At 66.1% G+C, this 18,007-nt stretch carries 19 protein-coding genes and 4 tRNA genes; 19 read left to right on the top strand and 4 right to left on the bottom strand.

Translation table 11 applies throughout. The features are described from left to right. Window positions 1–8: 8 nt before the first annotated feature. Together L5G32_RS07395 and L5G32_RS07400 are read left to right on the top strand one after the other, a co-directional pair. Window positions 9–437: a DUF3592 domain-containing protein gene (locus tag L5G32_RS07395; protein ID WP_237010386.1), complete on the top strand. Its 429-nt coding sequence runs from the start codon at window positions 9–11 to the stop codon at window positions 435–437. Window positions 438–446: 9 nt separating this feature from the next. Further along, a complete protein-coding gene (locus L5G32_RS07400) occupies window positions 447–1,139 on the top strand; it encodes a demethylmenaquinone methyltransferase (protein WP_237010387.1) in 693 nt (230 codons plus the stop codon). Between the two features lie 24 nt (window positions 1,140–1,163). Here the strand turns inward: L5G32_RS07400 and L5G32_RS07405 are convergent, their stop codons facing one another. Next, the gene (locus L5G32_RS07405; RefSeq protein ID WP_237010388.1) at window positions 1,164–2,435 is read right to left on the bottom strand and encodes a geranylgeranyl reductase family protein; all 1,272 of its coding nucleotides are present in this window, start codon (window positions 2,433–2,435) and stop codon (window positions 1,164–1,166) included. Window positions 2,436–2,496: 61 nt separating this feature from the next. Here L5G32_RS07405 and L5G32_RS07410 point away from each other — a divergent pair, with 61 nt between their 5' ends. Both L5G32_RS07410 and htpX read left to right on the top strand, forming a co-directional pair. Continuing rightward, window positions 2,497–3,549, top strand: a complete 1,053-nt coding sequence (locus L5G32_RS07410; RefSeq protein WP_504928343.1) for a polyprenyl synthetase family protein — start codon at window positions 2,497–2,499, stop codon at window positions 3,547–3,549. A gap of 87 nt (window positions 3,550–3,636) precedes the next feature. Next, window positions 3,637–4,500: a zinc metalloprotease HtpX gene (gene htpX, locus L5G32_RS07415; RefSeq protein ID WP_237010390.1), complete on the top strand. Its 864-nt coding sequence runs from the start codon at window positions 3,637–3,639 to the stop codon at window positions 4,498–4,500. 199 nt (window positions 4,501–4,699) lie between these two features. On the opposite strand, the gene L5G32_RS07420 is transcribed toward htpX, so the two are convergent. Then, window positions 4,700–5,191 carry a YajQ family cyclic di-GMP-binding protein gene (locus tag L5G32_RS07420; protein ID WP_237010391.1) on the bottom strand — a complete coding sequence of 164 codons (492 nt, stop codon included), beginning with the start codon at window positions 5,189–5,191 and terminating at the stop codon, window positions 4,700–4,702. A gap of 130 nt (window positions 5,192–5,321) precedes the next feature. Here L5G32_RS07420 and L5G32_RS07425 point away from each other — a divergent pair. The 13 genes from L5G32_RS07425 to L5G32_RS07485 all read left to right on the top strand — a co-directional run bounded on the left by L5G32_RS07425 (window position 5,322) and on the right by L5G32_RS07485 (window position 13,159). Continuing rightward, a tRNA-Tyr gene (locus L5G32_RS07425) sits at window positions 5,322–5,402 on the top strand. 122 nt (window positions 5,403–5,524) lie between these two features. After that, window positions 5,525–5,597: transfer RNA gene (locus L5G32_RS07430), tRNA-Thr, on the top strand. A gap of 37 nt (window positions 5,598–5,634) precedes the next feature. Next, window positions 5,635–5,708, top strand: a tRNA-Met gene (locus L5G32_RS07435). 88 nt (window positions 5,709–5,796) lie between these two features. Further along, window positions 5,797–5,964: a 50S ribosomal protein L33 gene (gene rpmG, locus L5G32_RS07440; protein WP_237010392.1), complete on the top strand. Its 168-nt coding sequence runs from the start codon at window positions 5,797–5,799 to the stop codon at window positions 5,962–5,964. A gap of 239 nt (window positions 5,965–6,203) precedes the next feature. Beyond that, window positions 6,204–7,292 carry a fused (3R)-hydroxyacyl-ACP dehydratase subunits HadA/HadB gene (locus tag L5G32_RS07445; RefSeq protein WP_237010393.1) on the top strand — a complete coding sequence of 363 codons (1,089 nt, stop codon included), beginning with the start codon at window positions 6,204–6,206 and terminating at the stop codon, window positions 7,290–7,292. Window positions 7,293–7,492: 200 nt separating this feature from the next. Further along, window positions 7,493–7,565 (top strand) — tRNA-Trp (locus L5G32_RS07450). A gap of 38 nt (window positions 7,566–7,603) precedes the next feature. Further along, window positions 7,604–7,975: a preprotein translocase subunit SecE gene (gene secE / locus L5G32_RS19360; protein ID WP_237010394.1), complete on the top strand. Its 372-nt coding sequence runs from the start codon at window positions 7,604–7,606 to the stop codon at window positions 7,973–7,975. 85 nt (window positions 7,976–8,060) lie between these two features. After that, the gene (gene nusG / locus L5G32_RS07460; protein WP_237010395.1) at window positions 8,061–8,906 is read left to right on the top strand and encodes a transcription termination/antitermination protein NusG; all 846 of its coding nucleotides are present in this window, start codon (window positions 8,061–8,063) and stop codon (window positions 8,904–8,906) included. A gap of 79 nt (window positions 8,907–8,985) precedes the next feature. Further along, on the top strand, window positions 8,986–9,423 hold the full coding sequence (gene rplK, locus L5G32_RS07465) for a 50S ribosomal protein L11 (protein WP_237010396.1): 438 nt from the start codon (window positions 8,986–8,988) through the stop codon (window positions 9,421–9,423). Window positions 9,424–9,575: 152 nt separating this feature from the next. Continuing rightward, window positions 9,576–10,292, top strand: coding sequence for a 50S ribosomal protein L1 (rplA, locus tag L5G32_RS07470; protein WP_237010397.1), 717 nt, complete (start codon window positions 9,576–9,578; stop codon window positions 10,290–10,292). Between the two features lie 130 nt (window positions 10,293–10,422). Then, entirely contained in the window at window positions 10,423–11,787 is a 1,365-nt protein-coding gene (locus tag L5G32_RS07475) for a bifunctional adenosylcobinamide kinase/adenosylcobinamide-phosphate guanylyltransferase (protein WP_237010398.1), read from the top strand. A 65-nt stretch (window positions 11,788–11,852) separates the two neighbouring features. Next, a complete protein-coding gene (locus tag L5G32_RS07480) occupies window positions 11,853–12,674 on the top strand; it encodes a DUF2786 domain-containing protein (RefSeq protein WP_237010399.1) in 822 nt (273 codons plus the stop codon). Beyond that, a complete protein-coding gene (locus L5G32_RS07485; protein WP_237010400.1) occupies window positions 12,671–13,159 on the top strand; it encodes a TIGR04338 family metallohydrolase in 489 nt (162 codons plus the stop codon). Before L5G32_RS07480 ends, L5G32_RS07485 begins: the two co-directional genes overlap by 4 nt. A gap of 31 nt (window positions 13,160–13,190) precedes the next feature. Here L5G32_RS07485 and L5G32_RS07490 read toward each other — a convergent pair whose 3' ends face one another. Both L5G32_RS07490 and L5G32_RS07495 read right to left on the bottom strand, forming a co-directional pair. After that, window positions 13,191–15,206 carry a CocE/NonD family hydrolase gene (locus tag L5G32_RS07490; RefSeq protein ID WP_237010401.1) on the bottom strand — a complete coding sequence of 672 codons (2,016 nt, stop codon included), beginning with the start codon at window positions 15,204–15,206 and terminating at the stop codon, window positions 13,191–13,193. A 143-nt stretch (window positions 15,207–15,349) separates the two neighbouring features. Next, window positions 15,350–16,528 carry a glycoside hydrolase family 76 protein gene (locus tag L5G32_RS07495; protein WP_237010402.1) on the bottom strand — a complete coding sequence of 393 codons (1,179 nt, stop codon included), beginning with the start codon at window positions 16,526–16,528 and terminating at the stop codon, window positions 15,350–15,352. A 306-nt stretch (window positions 16,529–16,834) separates the two neighbouring features. On the opposite strand from L5G32_RS07495, the gene rplJ reads away from it, so the two are divergent. Together rplJ and rplL are read left to right on the top strand one after the other, a co-directional pair. Further along, entirely contained in the window at window positions 16,835–17,365 is a 531-nt protein-coding gene (gene rplJ / locus L5G32_RS07500) for a 50S ribosomal protein L10 (RefSeq protein ID WP_237010403.1), read from the top strand. Between the two features lie 102 nt (window positions 17,366–17,467). Next, on the top strand, window positions 17,468–17,851 hold the full coding sequence (gene rplL, locus L5G32_RS07505) for a 50S ribosomal protein L7/L12 (protein ID WP_237010404.1): 384 nt from the start codon (window positions 17,468–17,470) through the stop codon (window positions 17,849–17,851). The last annotated feature ends 156 nt before the right edge of the window (window positions 17,852–18,007 follow it).

An 18,007-nucleotide genomic window follows, 5' to 3' on the forward strand; every position in this document is an offset into this window, starting at 1 on the left:
CGTATCTCATGACAACCACCGTGCAACGGCGTGTGCAGATCGCGCTAGCCGCACTCGGCGTCGTCGTGACGTTGATCGGGGCGGTCATCGTCGCAGGCGCCTACCGCAACGACGCCAAGATCGACGCGAACAAGGCCACCGCGGTCGCGGAGGTCATCTCCGCCGACCGGCTCCACGCCGCGGTCAACTTCGTCACGCCCGACGGGGTCCTCCGCAATCCGAAACTCGGCTTGCTCTACCCGACGCGGCTGTCCACCGGACAGCGCATCCTCGTCGACTACGACGCGTCCGATCCCGACACGCTCGCCCGCCCCGCGGACCGCGGAGCGTCCCTGTCGATCAGACCGGCGCTCTCCGTCGTCGCAGCCGGTTGGGTCGTCGTGATCGTGCTCATGCTGGGTGTGGCCGAAGTCGGCCGCCGGACCCGCCGCAGCTAGTCTCGACGCATGAGTGGAGACCGTGCAGGCCTGGACAAGAAGCCGTCCGAAGTAGCCGAGATGTTCGATGGCGTCGCCAAACGCTACGACATCACCAACACGGTCCTCTCGTTCGGACAAGACCGTCTGTGGCGTCGCAACACCCGTAAAGCGCTGCACCTCCGCCCGCGCGACGTGGTCCTCGACCTCGCCGCGGGCACGGCGGTCTCCACCGAGGAGCTCCGCACGTCCGGCGCTACCTGCATCGCTGCGGACTTCTCCCTCGGCATGCTCCGCGCGGGCGCCCGGCGGAACGTCGACAAGGTCGCCGCCGATGCGCTCCACCTGCCGTTCGCGAACGAGTCGTTCGATGCTGCGACGATCTCGTTCGGTCTCCGCAACGTCAACGATGTCGATCTCGGACTCCGGGAGTTGCGCCGTGTCCTCAAGCCCGGCGGCCGACTCGTCATCTGTGAATTCTCCACGCCGACGTGGCGTCCGTTCCGGACCGTCTACATGGAGTACCTGATGAAGGCATTGCCTGCCGTCGCCACCCGGGTGTCCAGCAACCCCGCAGCCTACGTGTACCTCGCCGAGTCGATTCGAGAGTGGCCGAACCAGGAGGGACTGGCGGCCAAGCTGCGCGACGCGGGATTCGTCGACGTCGGGTGGACGAACCAGACCGGCGGGATCGCGGCGATCCACCACGGCGTCCGCACCTGAGCGACTCGTCGACCCCGGCGGCCCTCAGGTGAACGGCGGACGCGACTCGACTCTCGACGCGGTCCGTCCCGCGGTCCGCCACGCACGGGCGATCAGATCGGTGTCGTCGGGCGTCAACAGGTTGCCCATCACTCGCACCACCGTCGCCATCAGCGTCGCCGAGCGGATACCGGGACGGCCGAGGAGGGGAACGGTCTGGGGGAGGGTCAGCAGACCCGCTGCGCGACGTGCCGCGGCGAAGACCGCGCCGTATTCGTGGCGCAGATGTGCGGGCCACGCCTCCGAATAGTCGTTCGCCGACTCGAGCATCGAGACTGCGGCTTCCGCGGTCTCGAACGCGTAGTCGATGCCTTCGCCGTTCAGTGGGTTCACGCATGCGGCGGCGTCGCCGATCAGCATCCAGTTCGCGCCTGCCACACCGGAGACCGCACCGCCCATCGGCAGCAGCGCCGAGGTGATCCGTTCGGGCGGCGCCGTCAACGACCACTCGTCGCTCACCATCCGCGCGTAGTTCTCCAGAACCGGACGCAACGCCATCGAGGCCGGGCGGCGCCCGGTGGCCAATGCGCCGACGCCCACGTTCACGAGGCCGTCGCCCAGCGGGAACACCCAGCCGTAGCCCGGAAGCAGTTCGCCGTCGGGGCCGCGTAGTTCCAGGTGGGATCCCATCCATTCCGAGTCCGACCGGTCGGACTTCGCGTACGACCGGGCGGCGACCCCGTAGGCGGTGTCGCGGTGCCATTGCCGACCCAGGGACTTGCCCAGCCCCGATCGGACCCCGTCGGCGACGATGACGTTCGTCGCAGCGATCTGCCGGCGTTGCCCGCCGCGCACCACGGTCACCGACTCGATGCGGCCGCCGGTCATCTGGACGCCGATGGCTTTGGCTCCCTCCACCATGTGCGCTCCTCGTCCGACGGCGAAGCGGCGCACGGCGTCGTCGAGTTCCATCCGCGAGACGGCGCTCCCGACCGCACCGAACGGCGACGACGGCCACGGCACCCGCCGACGGGCGCCCCAGCCGTTCAACTCCAACCCGCGAACGTGTGGGCGGTCGGCGAGGAACTCGCCCATCCCGAGTGTCTGCATCGCCGAATAGGCCCGCGGGGTCAGCCCGTCGCCGCACGTCTTGTCGCGCGGGAACACCGCAGCGTCGAGCAAGACGACGTCGACGCCTCGGCGCGCGGCGTGTGCAGCGGCAGCGGCGCCTGCCGGACCTGCACCGACGACAAGCAGGTCGGTGCTCTCCGGTATCGCGGTGGGAGGTTTGTCGTCGCCGGGTGTCACGGTCGTCACCCGACCAGTATGTCGTCCGCCGCCAACGGCTACGCTGCTGGTGTGCAGCGTCGCCCGAACCGTGGCGGCAGGAACGGAACGAAGTGGGGCTCGAACACCCGTGAAGTCAACATTCGCCGGACTGGACCTCGGAACTGGTGAGTTCGCAGACCAGGTCCGCTCTTCACTCGCTGATATAGAGGACCTGCTGCTCAGCGAGCTGTCGTCGGGCGACGAGATCCTGACCGAGGCGGCGACCCACCTGGCGAAGGCGGGCGGCAAGCGGTTCCGACCGATGTTCGCGGTCCTGGCCTCCCATTTCGGTCCGGAGCCGGGGAATCGTGACGTCATCACCTCGGCGACGGTCCTCGAGATGACGCATCTGGCGACTCTGTACCACGACGACGTCATGGACGAGGCTCCGCTGCGACGCGGCGCGCAGTCGGCCAACGCTCGATGGTCGAACTCGGTCGCGATCCTCGCAGGCGACTTCCTCTTCGCTCGTGCCTCGCACCTCGTGTCGACTCTCGGCCCCGACGCGGTCCGCATCATCGCCGACACCTTCGCCGAACTCGTCACCGGTCAGATGCGGGAGACCGTCGGTGCTCGAGGGGCCGACCCCGTCGAACACTATCTGCGCGTCGTCTGGGAGAAGACCGGCTCGCTGATCGCCTCGGCAGGCCGGTTCGGTGCGATGTCGGCGGGCGCCGACGAGACCACCACGCGGACGCTGACTCGCCTCGGCGACATCATCGGTACCGCGTTCCAGGTGTCCGATGACATCATCGACATCGCGTCCGTCACCGGTGACTCCGGTAAGACTCCCGGCACGGACCTCCGCGAAGGCGTGCACACGCTGCCGGTCATCTACGCACTCGACGGCGCCGCGACCGACTGTCGGCTGCGGGAGCTTCTCGTCGACGCCACCACCGGCACTCCTCGCGCTGTCACCGACGACGCGGAGGTAGACGAAGCTCTGCACCTGCTCGTCGACTCCGACGGGATGGTCGCCGCGCGCGCCAAGTTGCAGGAGATGGCCGACGAGGCGGCAGCTCTGCTGGCGACCCTTCCGGCGGGCGAGGCCAATGACGCGTTCACGTCGTTGGTCCGCTACACGGTGGATCGGATCGGCTGAGACGCGCCTGTCACCGCCGGGGAGGAACTGAACGACGAGTCCGTACGTTTGAGAAGGTAGACATTCTTCCGGCACACAGGAGGCACGGTGCATTTCAACGGGCTCAAGACGGCTGCGTTGATGGGCGTGATGTCGGCGATCATCGTCGGCATCGGAGCGGCTTTCGGCAACAAGACGATCCTCATCGTCTCAGTGGTGCTCGCGGTGGGCACCAACGCGTACGCCTACTTCAACAGCGCCAAGCTGTCGCTCAAGGCGATGCACGCGCAGCCGGTCACCGAAGTGCAGGCTCCTGCGCTCTATCGGATCGTCCGTGAACTGGCGACCGACGCACATCAGCCGATGCCCGCGCTCTACATCAGTCCGACGGAGTCGCCGAACGCGTTCGCGACCGGACGGAACCCGAAGAACGCGGCGGTGTGCTGCACGTCCGGGATCATGAACCTGCTCACCGAACGCGAGCTCCGAGCCGTCCTCGGCCACGAACTGTCGCACGTCTACAACCGCGACATCCTCATCAGCTCCATCGCAGGCGCGATGGCTGCAGTCATCACCGGTCTCGCCAACATGGCCATGTGGATGGGGATGTTCGGCGGCAACCGCAACAACGGGCCCAGCCCGATCGCGATGATCCTCGTGTCGCTTCTCGGGCCCATCGCCGCTGCGGTGATTCAGATGTCGGTGTCTCGGGCCCGCGAGTTCCAGGCAGACAAATCCGGTGCAGAGCTCACCGGCGACCCGCTCGCCCTGGCGTCTGCCCTCGAGAAGATCTCCGGCGGCGTCCAAGCCGCGCCACTGCCCCCGACCCCGGACCTGACGACGCAGTCCCACATGATGATCGAGAGCCCGTTCCGGGCCGGCGAGAAGCTCTCGCGCTTCTTCTCGACGCACCCGCCGACGCAGGAGCGCGTCGCGCGCCTGCAGGAGATGGCACGAAAGATGGGCGACTAACGCGCCGTAGGCGAACGCGAAGCAGCTAAGCCACCCCGCCAGGCCAGTTCGTGAACGGACACGAGAGACGAGGCATGTGGGCGGGCGGTGGATTCATTTGAGGAGCCCTCCGCAGCCCCCGAGCCGCTAGGCGAGGCGGCGAGGACTGCCGACGAAAGTGAATCCACCGCCCGCCCACACGCCGGGCCAGAAGAACAACCTAGCGGTAGTTCACAAACTGCAACGCGATCCCGAAGTCTTCACTCTTCAGCAGTGAGATGACCCCTTGGAGATCATCACGCTTCTTGGACGAGACGCGGAGCTCTTCGCCCTGAATCTGGGCTTTGACGCCCTTCGGGCCTTCGTCGCGGATCTTCTTGGAGATCTTCTTCGCGTGCTCGGAGTCGATGCCCTGCACGAGGTCACCGGAGATCTTGAACGTCTTCCCGGAGGCGACGGGCTCGCCCGCGTCGAACGCCTTCAGCGAGATGTCGCGTCGGATGAGCTTCTCCTTGAACACTTCGAGGCCGGCGAGCGCGCGCTCCTCGGTGTCGGAGGTGAGGACGATCTTCTCTTCGCCCGACCAGTCGATGCTGGTGTTGGTGCCGCGGAAGTCGTACCGCTGCGACAGTTCTTTGCCTGCTTGATTGAGGGCGTTGTCGACCTCCTGGCGGTCGACCTTGCTCACGATGTCGAATGAGGAATCAGCCATGCATCGAACAGTACACGGCTGCCTGAGCAGCGGATTTGCATGGACATGGGAGAGTCGTTGTATTCTAGTCGCCGTTGCCTTCACCGGGCGTTCCACGCAAGCGGAGCACCGTCCGGCGCAGGGTGGCAATGGCAGATTGCCCGAGCGGCCAAAGGGAGCGGATTGTAAATCCGTCGCGCAAGCTACATAGGTTCGAATCCTATATCTGCCACAACGAGTGGACTCGTACGGATTCATGGAGACCAGCGGTTTTGGTTTCTCGGTGTCCGTATGTGTAACCTCGTTGAGGCTCTTGACTAACAGTGGCGGCGACGTCACTGGCTGTTGAGGCACGCCCCCTTAGCTCAGTCGGTAGAGCGTTTCCATGGTAAGGAAAAGGTCGACGGTTCGATTCCGTCAGGGGGCTCGCTGGTTTCGCGGTCGCAAGGCTTCGGAGCCGACAGGGCGGTGTAGCTCAGCTGGTTAGAGCGCACGACTCATAATCGTGAGGTCGGGGGATCGAGTCCCCCCACCGCTACACATCGATCACCCGGTGCACGCCCCGGCCCGCAGGCAGGGTCGCGATACGGGACCGATAACTGCAAGACGCGAAAGTAGGCAACAAAGTGGCTTCCTCAACCGATGTGCGGCCGAAGATCACCTTGGCATGCGAGGTGTGCAAGCACCGCAACTACATCACCAAGAAGAATCGGCGCAACAACCCCGACCGCCTCGAGCTGAAGAAGTTCTGCCCGAACTGCGGAACGCACCAGTCTCACAAAGAGTCGCGCTGACTCGATGCGCGCCCTCGGGCGTGCGGGAGACGTAATACTTCGACAGCGGGCCACCTCTTCGTGAGGTGGCCCGTTTTCGTGTTGGGAATGGGCGCATCGACGTCGGAATGCGTAACGATCGTGTCTCGATCTGTTACTCATGACAGTGAGAAGCGCGAGAGAGTCCATGCGGCACAGCCTTGCCGCGTGGCGTGGACAGCGGCCCACGAGCGGGTGCCGTGTTGAGGAGTGAGTAGGCGATGACAGATCAGATCGATGATCCGGAGATCCAGGCGCGAATCGAGCAGCTGAAGGCCGGGGCGAAGATGACTCCGGAGGAGATCGCCGAGCACACGCAGTCGATGGTCGGTTACAACTACACGGTCGACGACTACTACGAGGTCGGGCGTGAGGAACTCCGGAAGCTGGCACGGGCCGTCCAGTCCGATCACCCGGTGCACTGGAACGAGGACATCGCAGCCGAACTCGGGCACGACACGTTGATCGGAACCCCGACTTTCGTGTCGATGCTCGGCATCATCGCCCAACGTCGCCTGTTCGAGGACGTCGTGACCGGCTACGACCTGTGGCAGGTGATGCAGACCGATCAGCGGTTGATCCTCCACCAGCCGGTGAAGGTCGGAGACAAACTGATCTGCGATGTCTCACTCGAGTCGTTCCGGCAGGCGAGGGGCACCGACATGATGGTGACCAAGAACATCGTCTGGAACCAGCGAGACGAACCGGTGATGACGACGTTCACCTCGCTCGTCGCGCGGCCGTCGGTGGAGGTCGAGCCGGAGGTCCTCGATCAACTCGAGCACGTGATGATGAAGGTCGACCGGGAGCCGCAGAGCGCGCAGACTGTCTTCGGGCCGTTCGACCGGTACAACGATCCCGATCCGGTCCTGGAGCCGCGAGCGTACGGAGCGATCGACTTCGACTCGTTGGAGGTCGGCCAGGAACTGCCGGCCGTCACCAAGGTGTTGACTCTCGGCAACCTGGTGAACTTCGCGGGTGTCGCAGGCGATCCGAACCCGATCCACTTCTCACCGGAGGTCGCGAAGTCGACCGGCCTGGACGGGATGGTGGCCCACGGCATGCAGACCATGGGTCTCGGCGCCAGTGTGATCAGTGACTTCGTCGGCGATCCGGCCGCGATCTACGAGTACAACGTCCGTTTCACCAGTCCCGTGTACGTGCCGACGGTCGGATACGCGGAGATCGACTTCACCGGAAAGGTGAAATCGCTTGATCCGACGACGAGGCGCGGTGTGATCGCGATCGTCGCCAAGCAGGGGGAGCGCAAGATCTTCGGGCGGGCGCAGGCGCACGTTCAATTCGCGTAGTGGAATTCGTTTGAGGCCGACCGGTTCGCGGACGTGCCCGGTACCGGCCTCTACCTGGGTTTACCGGGCGAAGTTGGGTCGCACCGTCGAATTGCTCTACACTTACGAAGTCTGATGCTTTTCTTCACTTGCGCGCTACCCATAGGGTGGCGCGTTGGTCTTGTGGAGCATCGGCGGTGGCGGATGCGCATCCGCCACAAAGGGGCGTAGCTCAACTGGCAGAGCAGCGGTCTCCAAAACCGCAGGTTGCAGGTTCAAGTCCTGTCGCCCCTGCCCTCGGGCAGAATGCATACGAAGGGATCGGTGAGAAGGTGGCCAAGCGCGACCGCAAGGCCGGCGACGTCGACGACGCGATCGAGGTCGACGACGTCCGGGCCGACGAACTGCGTCCGAGCGGCAAACGCTCAGCGCGTGGCCGTCGGGCCGAACAAGGTGGCGGCACCGCAGTCGCGACCAAGTCGCGTGCTGCGGAATCCGCACCGTCGACCAGCCGCAACCCGTTCGTGCGCATCTGGGTGTTCCTGAAGCAGGTCGTCAGTGAGATGCGCAAGGTCGTGTGGCCGACGCGCAACGACATGGTCAACTACACGATCGCGGTGCTCGCGTTCCTCGTGGTTCTGACCGCGATCATCGCGGGCTTGGACATCGGCTTCGCGAAGTTGATGTTGCTGGTGTTCGGCTGACAGTCGGACCACGCTGCGGGGTGGACCTCCCGGAGAACTAGCGGACCGTTGACGGTCCGGTCTGAGAATGAAGGAGTTGGGCGCAGTGAGCACCCCGGAGAACGAAATCGAATCGCCGGAGGCCGGCGGCACGATGCCCGACGACACCGTGCAGGACGACGCCGTGCAGGTCGACCCCGTCGATTCTGATGGCGCTGTCGATTCTGATGGCGCAGGCGATTCTGACGGTGCAACACCTGACGCTGAGGCGGCAGGCGTCGACGCTGCGGCCGCCGATGAGTCCGAACCCGAGGTCGAGGTCGATCCGGTTGCGGAGTTCAAGGCGGAGCTGCGTCGTCAGCCCGGCGACTGGTACGTCATCCACTCGTACGCGGGGTACGAGAACAAGGTGAAGACCAACCTCGAGACCCGCGTCCAGAACCTCGACGTCGGCGACTACATCTTCCAGGTCGAAGTTCCGATCGAAGAAGTCACCGAGATCAAGAACGGCCAGCAGAAGAAGGTCAACCGCAAGGTGCTTCCGGGCTACATCCTGGTGCGCATGGAACTCAACGACGAGTCGTGGAGTGCCGTGCGGAACACGCCGGGTGTCACCGGATTCGTCGGGATGACCTCCAGGCCGTCGCCGTTGTCGCTGAAGGAAGTCCTTCAGTTCCTGATGCCGCGCGCCGAGGTGCGTAAGGCTCAGGCCGCGAAGGCGGCATCGGAAGCGGGCGAGAGCGTCGAGGCTGCTGCGGCGGCCGCGTCGAACCTCGTCGAGGTCGACTTCGAGGTCGGCGAGTCGGTGACTGTCATGGACGGCCCGTTCGCGACCCTCCCGGCGTCGATCAGCGAGGTCAACACAGAGCAGCGCAAGGTGAAGGTCCTGGTGTCGATCTTCGGCCGCGAAACGCCGGTCGAGCTCGGATTCAACCAGGTCGAGAAGATCTGACGATCTCTTCAGCGAACGTTACGAAAAGACTTCCGCGTATCCAGCGTGCGCGGATCTGTAGGAAAAAGGACTAGAGGATATGCCTCCCAAGAAGAAAAAGAAGATCTCCGGGATCATCAAGCTCCAGATTCAGGCGGGCCAGGCCAACCCGGCTCCGCCCGTGGGTCCGGCCCTTGGTCAGCACGGCGTCAACATCATGGAGTTCTGCAAGGCGTACAACGCCGCGACAGAGAACCAGCGTGGAAACGTCATCCCGGTCGAGATCTTCGTGTACGAAGACCGCTCGTTCGATTTCAAGCTGAAGACCCCGCCGGCAGCGAAGCTGCTCCTGAAGGCCGCAGGCCTGCAGAAGGGTTCGGGTGTTCCGCACACCGACAAGGTCGGCAAGGTTTCGATGGACCAGGTCCGCGAGATCGCCAAGACCAAGGCTGAAGATCTGAACTCCAACGATGTCGACTCAGCAGCGAAGATCATCGCGGGCACCGCGCGTTCGATGGGCATCACCGTCGAAGGCTGATCTCTTCCCCTGCTGATCGAGCGTTACCCTGCTGATCGAGCGGAGTCGAGATCCCCCCTGGTACCCACCAGGAACCAGAACATCCGTGGGAGGGCCGTGCTCGGCCCATTAACCACTAACTCCCGCACGACCGCGGGGAGAAGGAACAGAGCATGAGCAAGAAGAGCAAGGCCTACCAGGCCGCCGCTGAGAAGATCGATCGCGACAAGCTGTACAGCCCGCTGGAGGCCGTGGAGCTCGCGAAAGACACCTCCTCGAAGAACACCGACGCGACCGTCGAGGTCGCAGTGCGCCTCGGCGTCGACCCCCGCAAGGCCGACCAGATGGTCCGCGGCACCGTCAACCTGCCCAACGGCACCGGTAAGACTGCTCGCGTCATCGTGTTCGCCGCTGGCGACAAGGCGACCGAGGCCGCCGCAGCCGGCGCCGACGAGGTCGGCGCCGAAGACCTGATCGAGAAGATCCAGGGCGGTTGGCTCGACTTCGACGCCGCGATCGCCGCACCGGACCAGATGGCCAAGGTCGGTCGCATCGCGCGTGTCCTCGGCCCGCGTGGTCTGATGCCGAACCCGAAGACCGGCACGGTCACCAACGACGTGACGAAGGCTGTCAACGACATCAAGGGCGGCAAGATCAGCTTCCGCGTCGACAAGGCAGCCAACCTGCATTTCGTCATCGGCAAGGCGTCGTTCGACGCAGCCAAGCTCGCCGAGAACTACGGTGCGGCATACGACGAGATCCAGCGTGCGAAGCCGTCGGCAGCCAAGGGCCGCTACGTCAAGAAGATCACGGTCTCGACCAACACCGGTCCGGGCATCCAGGTGGATCCGTCGGTGACGCGTAACTTCACAGGCGAAGACCAGGCGTGATTCGGCTGCGTCCGCCTCGATAGGGGCGACGCACAGAGACACCCACTGGGGCCCGGCACTTTCGAGTGCCGGGCCCCAGTTCTCGTATCGAGACACATCTGTGTGTCGGGATGATCGACTAGGAGACGTGATGGAGGTCGTGCTGCTCGGCGCCGGAGCCGCGGACGGATGGCCCAACCCGTTCTGTGGTTGCGGGTCGTGTGTCGGCGCGGCGTCCCTGTGCGAGACGCGCGGGCAGACGTCCGCACTCGTCGACGACACACTGCTCCTCGACTGCGGCCCCGGAGTCCCCGGCGCGGCCGTCCGGGCGGGCAGGTTGTTGGCGGGAGTGCGGTTCCTGCTCATCACCCATGCGCACACCGACCATCTCGAGCCGCACGTGCTGTTGTCTCGGTCGTGGGTGCCCGGTCTGGACGAGCTGTGTGTGGTCGGACCGACAGACGCAGTGGACGCCTGTCGCGACTGGGTCGGGCCGGACGATCCGGTGCGCTTCCTCCCCGTCGCCGCGGGCGATCGTGTGCGCCTGGGCGGGTACGACGTGCGAGTGCTCCCCGCGCGGCACCGAGTGTTCGTCGACGGCGACGCGGTTCTCTACGACGTGACGGGTCCGGACCGGTCACGGCTGCTGTGGGCGACCGATACGGGGACGTGGCCGCGGTCGTGGTTCGATGTGGTCGTCGATGCGCAGTACGACGCGGTGTTCCTCGAGGAGACGTTCGGCGACCGAGCCGTGGAGTCGACCGGACACCTGGGTCTGAGTGGGTTCGGGGACATGCTCGCAGTGATGCGCGAGGTCGGTGCCGCCACGGAGCGGACCGACGTCGTCGCAGTGCACCTGGGACACCACAACCCGCCGATCGACGAACTCGGGCGGCGCCTGGCGGAGCTCGGTGCTCGGCCGGGCCGAGACGGCGAAGTCGTCGAACTCGGCGATCCAGCGGCCGCGGGCAGAACGCGACCCCAGCGGCGGCACCTGTTCGTCACCGGAGGTGCGCGGTCGGGCAAGTCGCGGTACGCCGAGAACCACCTGGCGGACGTCGACGACGTCGTCTATGTGGCCGCAGGCGGACCGCCGGACCCGCACTCTGTCGACGCAGAATGGGCGCATCGCATCGACCGCCACCAGCGTCGCCGACCGTCGTCGTGGACGACGCTCGAGACCACCGCGGTCGCCGACGTCCTGCGTGCGGCGACGGCACCCGTCCTCGTCGACTGTCTGGGAACGTGGCTCACCGCTAGACTCGACCATCACGGCGTGTGGGAGTCCGGCGATCTGAACGGCGTGCGCCGCGACGTGGACGAGCTCGTGCAGGCTTGGCGCTCGTGCCCGGTCTCGGCGGTCGCAGTGAGCAACGAGGTCGGAAGCGGGGTGGTCCCGGCAACGCCGTCCGGCCGACTGTTCCGAGACGAACTGGGACGCCTCAACGCCTCGATCGCGAGTATCAGCGACACCGTGGTGCTGATGGTCGCCGGGCAGGCACTCGTCGTACGGTGACCCCCGGAGCCGGCCTGTGGATAACGAGATCGACGGATACCGGCGGCGCCGATAACCTGTGTCGCATGCGCGACGACAGACTCCTCACCCGCATCTCGGGACTGCTGCGGCAGGCCGAAGGCACCGACAACGAGCATGAGGCCGAGGCGTTCATGGCCGCCGCGCAACGTCTCGCGACGGCGTCGTCGATCGACCTGGCGTTGGCGCGATCCCACGACCCGGCGGCGCGGACTGCCAGTGCGCCGATCACCCGCCAGGTGAGCATCGGGGAGAAGGGCAAGCGTGGCCTGCGGACCTACGTCCAGTTATTCGTGCAGATCGGCCGGGCCAATGATCTCACCGTCGACGTCGCGTCGAACTCGACGTTCGTCATCGCCTATGGATTCGAATCCGATCTCGACGCCACCGAGGCGCTGTACACCTCCCTGGTCATCCAGATGGTCGCTGCGAGCGACGCCTACTTGAAGTCCGGCGCATACAAAGGCGAGACGGCCCGCCAGGTGGTCACCGTCGGCGACGGCTTCTTCCGGAGGCGGGCGGTCGCCGAGAAGCCGTTGTCGCCGATCACCGCCCGACTCAACTTCCAGTCCGCGTTCGCCGAACGGATCGGCAAACGGTTGCTCCAAGCACGCGACGACGAGCGCGCTCATGCGCTCGCGGCCGATGACACGGCAGGCGGATCCACCGAGATCGCGTTGCGCGACAAGGAATTGGAGGTCCGCGACTTCTACAAGCAGTCGTCGACGGCGCGTGGCACGTGGCGGCCGTCGTCTGCGCGGTCCGGGTATTCGACGGCGGCCCGACGTGCAGGCGACCGGGCAGGCAGGCGTGCCCGCATCGCGCAGGAGCAGTCCCTGCCGGGCGCTCGCGGCGCCATCGACCGGTGACCAGGGACTCCAACCGGTCCGCGGTCTATGACGCCGAACGTCTGGTCCATCGGATCTTCGAACGCGCAGGCTCCACGCGGACGGTGCAGATAGCGGGCACCGATCTCACCGTGCCGCCGGAGGCGAAGTTCTCGTCGGTCGAGTCTGTTCGACGTTACGTCGACGACGTACTCGCCGCGCCGGCCGTACGAGCACGCTTTCCGCGAGCCGCGCATCCGGTCGCCGTCCGACGGCGTCGGGGGAGCAGGGCCGCCCACTACGAGCGCGACGGTGCGGTGATCGCCGTCCCCGACTCGGCCGACGGGGCCTGGGCGTTGCGCGAGCTGGTCGTGCTGCACGAAGTCGCGCACCACGTCGACGACGTCGGGAGTCCGGCTCACGGTCGCTGCTTCGTCGATGCGCTCATCGACCTCGTCGGTCTGGTGCTCGGTCCGGAGACTGCGTTCGTCTACCGCGTGGTGTTCGGTGACAGCGGGTTGCTGTGAGCCGGCGGACGTGGAACCAGAGCGTCGCGGGTCAGCTGTTGGCGGCGAGGCTCACGACGGGCACCGGCTCGGCTCCGAAGCCGCCGTCGGCCTGGAAGGTGAGGTAACTCGGTTTGTTCGGGTCCAGGACCAGTTGCTGCCTGCGGCCGCGCGCCTTGATCAGATCGGGGACGATCGTCAGGTAGCGAGGCAGGCTCGCCGCGTACACGTCCACCCGAAGCCGGTGTCCCGCGGCGAGGACCGCGTCGGTCGGGACCAGGTCGACGTCGATACGAACCGGCTCGTCGGCGGGCACAGGCAGACGACGCTGGCGAGTCAGATAGTGAACGGCGTCGAGGAGCACTCCGTCCTCCGTGTACGTGCAGCGGGACGGGTCGAGCGCCCGGTTGGACGCGGTCAGCGCGCCGTTCGTGAGGACGCGAGAGCGTCCGTCGGGGGCGACGTCGTTGACCGTCACCGCCCAGATCCCCTCGTGCGCGGTGGTCGAGACGTTCAACCTCAGATTCATCTGCCCGGACACTTGAGTCGGTGTCGAGACCGGCTCACTGGTGAACGAGAGCCCGCCCTCCTCCTGGTACCGCGCGTCGGTCGAGAAGTTCTCGCCGAGCGCGATGGCGGCGCCAGCCGTCACTTGCGCGATGTCTCGGGATGCGAATCCGCGGAGGTCAGGTGTGATCCGCAGTGCTCGACGCCGGGTGGCGGGGCCCGTCCGCAGGCTTCCGTCATGCCGCGTGTGCCAGGCCGTGCCAGACGGCTCCTCGGTGAGGAAGAGTCGGCGCGGAGAGACGGAGGCACGCGGGAACGACTCGCCGCACGACCAGTCGCCGCCCTGCTGCTGCATGGTGACCGGACCGTACGCGTCGACCTCGTTGTCGATGCCCTTGAGCCACTTGTCGAACCAGGCCCGCTCGAGCACGTCCAACCGCGGCGGACGGCCTGCGGTCCCGTGGTCACAGCCCGGATCGAGGTGGTAACCGTCGGCGACGAGCATCTGTTTGCGTCCCGGCTCCATCTGGAGTTTGGCGTACACGCGGCTCGCGCTGCGACCGAACAGGTCGTGCCAGCCGCCGACCGTGAACGTCGGGCAGTCGATCTGCTCGACCTTAGGGTTGCGAACGTCGAAGTAGGGATCGTCGAAGATCCGCTCGTCGCGTGCGGTGAGGAAACCCCACAGCAGAGACGGCATCTCCGACGCCGGCGACTTCAGCCGGTCCTTGACCCAGCGGTACGCGTCGCCGCGCAGGACGTCGGCGACGCCGGTCGCCGGGTTCGGGAGCCATTTGAGGCCGTTGACGAGGGCAAGCCACAGCGGGATGAAGGCCGACGGCATGCCGCCCGTGAGGTAGACGTCGCGAACGAGGTCTTCACCGCCTTCGATCGCGAAGACCGCCTTGAGAGCCGGGGGACGATGACCCGCGGCCTGCAGCGCGTTGATCGCCGAGTACGACCACCCGGCCATGCCGACGTTGCCGTCGCACCAAGGCTGTCGACTGATCCAGTCGATCACCTCGACGGAGTCCTGCTGTTCGCGCGGCGACAGGATCTCCCAGCGACCGTGCGACGACCCCGTACCGCGAACGTCGACGATCACCTGGGTGTAGCCGGAACGGACCAGGCTCCGGTTGATGCCGAACACGTCCCACAGTCCGGTGCCGAAGGTGCGCCCCATCCGTGAAGCTCCGTCGCCGAGTGGGATCGACGCGCTCGCGGTCCGGACCGCACTGCCGATCCCGGGCGCGTGCAGCGCGTGGTCGATCCCGTCGAGGACAGCCCGGTTGTACGGATTGACGTTGAGGACCGTGGGGAAGGATGTCTTGACCGGTTGGCCCAACAAGTTGGCAGGTCGGACGAGAGTCGCGCGCAGCCGTGTGCCGTCGGACGCGGTCACGACGACGCTGCGGTCGATGTGCACTCGCGGATACGGCTGTTTGCCGTCGACTGCTTCGCGCCACGCGTGCGCCCTATCGCCGCCGTCAGCGTTTCCGTACAGACGTGCGGCGCCTCGGTCTGGCCCCAGGAACGCGTCGTAGTCAAAGTCGAGTGTCATCGCGCAGCTCACCCCTCTCGCCGTCCGTTTCCCCTGTCCGGCCTGCCTTTCTCAACAGCCCGGCTCCCGACCAGACGGCGCGCCTGTGGTGCGCGTCACCATCGGTCTCGTTAACCCATTTAAAACGACGGCGTTCCAGATGCCTAATCCGGGGTGGAACCGATGTGCTCCGGTGACCGGATTGTGACCGCAACCGCAGCCTCCAGGAGCATCGTCGCCCCGATCTGGACGGACAGGTCGCGTTCTGGTGTCTTCGACGAGGCGACGGCTCCGCCGTGCTTGCGGGCGGACGGTCCCGCCGATGTCGGGACGACGGCGGGTTTTCGCCAATCGGGACCGAACACCGGCAGCCCGTCGTGCTCGGTGCGGTTCGCCCATGCGGCGTCGGCGCTCGCGGTGACGATGGCCGCGGCCCGGCTGCGCACCGACTCGGCGGTCTCGTCCTGACCGGGGAGGTCGGTTGCGACCAGAGCGAGATTCCTGGTGAGGACGCCGCCGAACAATCCGCCGTCGCCGCCACCTGCCCCGCGCACCACCCCGTCTGTGGTGAACCGAGCAGCGGTCGCGGTCAGCAACGCGTCGATGCGGTCGAGTCGACGTCGGTCGCCGGTGTGTCGGTAGGCCTCGGTGTACGCGCCGAGAGCCACGCCCTGGCAGTACGTGAACAGAGCGTCGTCGAGGTCGCGGGACCCGTCGGATCGGCGCCACACGCCATCGGCGATCAGCCCGGACGGCAGGCAGAGGTTGTCGTCGATCCAGTCGGCCATCGCGACCGCGCGCTCGACCCGGTCGGTTCGCGACAACAGGATCGCGGCCGGGCCGTTCGCCGGCGCATTGAAGAAGGTGTCGGTGGTGCGCCACGGGATCCCGCCGCCCGACTCCGGCGACCACGCGTCGACCATCCGGTCGCGCAGCACGCGCAGTGCACGCGGTCGGCAACTCGGCCCGCCGGACCCCAGCCTGCGTTCGGTCCGCTCGACGGCGAGACCGAGCCAGGCCATGTCGTCGTAGTACGAGTTGGTCCATCGCCCGACGTTGCGGATCCGGATTCCGCGCAGCAGAGCGGTGGCGTCCCGCGCGCACTGCTCGTCGCCCCGGTGGATCGCGCCGTCGACGAGGACATCGACCAGGTGGGCCTGCCACCAGTAGTTCCACGACGCGGTGAGCCGTTCCTTCGACAGCGGTCGTCCGGCAGGCGGCCATGCGACCCGGCCGATCCGGGTGAACGGAACCCACCCACCGATCGGGCGGAGATGGCGTGCGCGAAGCGCGGATTGAGCCGCGGCGGCCCGGCGCTGCGCCGATTCGACTTCTGGGGACATGCGAGTTAGCCTATTAGCCGGTACATCGAGTTCGCTCGATGCATCGAGTTCAACCAGAGACCGTTGGTCGTCGGAAACGAGTTTTCCGATCGAAGGTCCGGCGAGAGTCGGCGACCCACGCAGGATGAACGTGGAGTACTCCTCACGCTACGCGCTGAGTTCTTGTTCGCCCCGTGCCTCCTGCGCCGGGGCGTTTTTCTTTCGCCTGACATCGATCGGGTGCGCCGCTCTCACGACACGACGGCCTGGGTCCGATTCGGTCCGCTCACCCGGACCGACGTGAAGTGACACGAGAGGAGGCGAAGTATGGCTAAGGCCGAAAAGGTTTCTGCAGTTGCAGAGATCGCCGAGCAGTTCAAGGGCTCCGATGCTGCGGTCGTCACGGAATTCCGTGGCCTGACCGTCACGCAGCTGGGAACCCTGCGTCGCTCGCTCGGTGAAGGTGCAACCTACTCCGTCGCCAAGAACACCCTCGTCAAGCGTGCTGCCGCAGAGGCAGGCGTCGAGGGCCTCGACGAGCTGTTCACCGGTCCGACAGCGATCGCATTCGTCCAGGGCGAGCTTCCCGAAGCTGCCAAGGCAATGAAGACGTTCGCCAAGGAGAACAAGAACCTTGTCATCAAGGGCGGGTACATGGACGGCCGCGCGCTGTCTGTGGCCGAGGTCGAAGAGATCGCCGACCTTGAGTCCCGTGAGGTTCTGCTGGCAAAGCTCGCCGGTGCCATGAAGGGCAACTTGGCAAAGGCTGCAGGGCTGTTCAACCAGCCTGCGTCGCAGGTCGCGCGTCTCGCCGCGGCACTGCAGGAGAAGCAGGAGGCCTCGGGCGACGCGGCCTGAGTCACTGTTGCTCCACCCGATCGGTTCGCCGATCACCACCCATGAACGAGCCTGCACTGCAGGCGCCCCCGCACCGGCGGGGAACTACGGAAGGACGCCACCATGGCGAAGCTCACCGCTGACGAGCTCATCGAGCAGTTCAAGGAACTGACCCTGCTGGAGCTCAGCGATTTCGTGAAGAAGTTCGAAGAGGTCTTCGAGGTCACCGCTGCCGCTCCGGTCGCCGTTGCCGCTGCAGGCGCTCCGGCCGCTGCTGAGGCCGCTGTCGAGCAGGACGAGTTCGACGTCGTGCTCGAGGGTGCGGGCGACAAGAAGATCCAGGTCATCAAGGTCGTGCGTGAGGTCGTCGCCGGTCTGGGCCTGAAGGAAGCCAAGGACCTCGTCGAGGGTGCTCCGAAGGCGCTCCTGGAGAAGGTCAGCAAGGAAGACGCTGAAGCAGCCAAGACCAAGCTCGAAGAGGCTGGCGCTTCGGTCTCGCTGAAGTGATCTGACGCGCCGCACGGCGCACTGGCCACGGTGTGTGGCTGGAAAGGGCGAGGCCCGCAGGAATCCCTGCGGGCCTCGCTTTTTTTCGCTTCAGTACCCGTTTCTCGGGGTGTGTGAGGACGACCCACAGACGCTCCGCGGCCGCCCAGTGGCAGC

Source organism: Gordonia zhenghanii, assembly GCF_021738965.1.
In the GTDB taxonomy this organism is placed as follows: Bacteria; Actinomycetota; Actinomycetes; order Mycobacteriales; family Mycobacteriaceae; genus Gordonia; species Gordonia zhenghanii.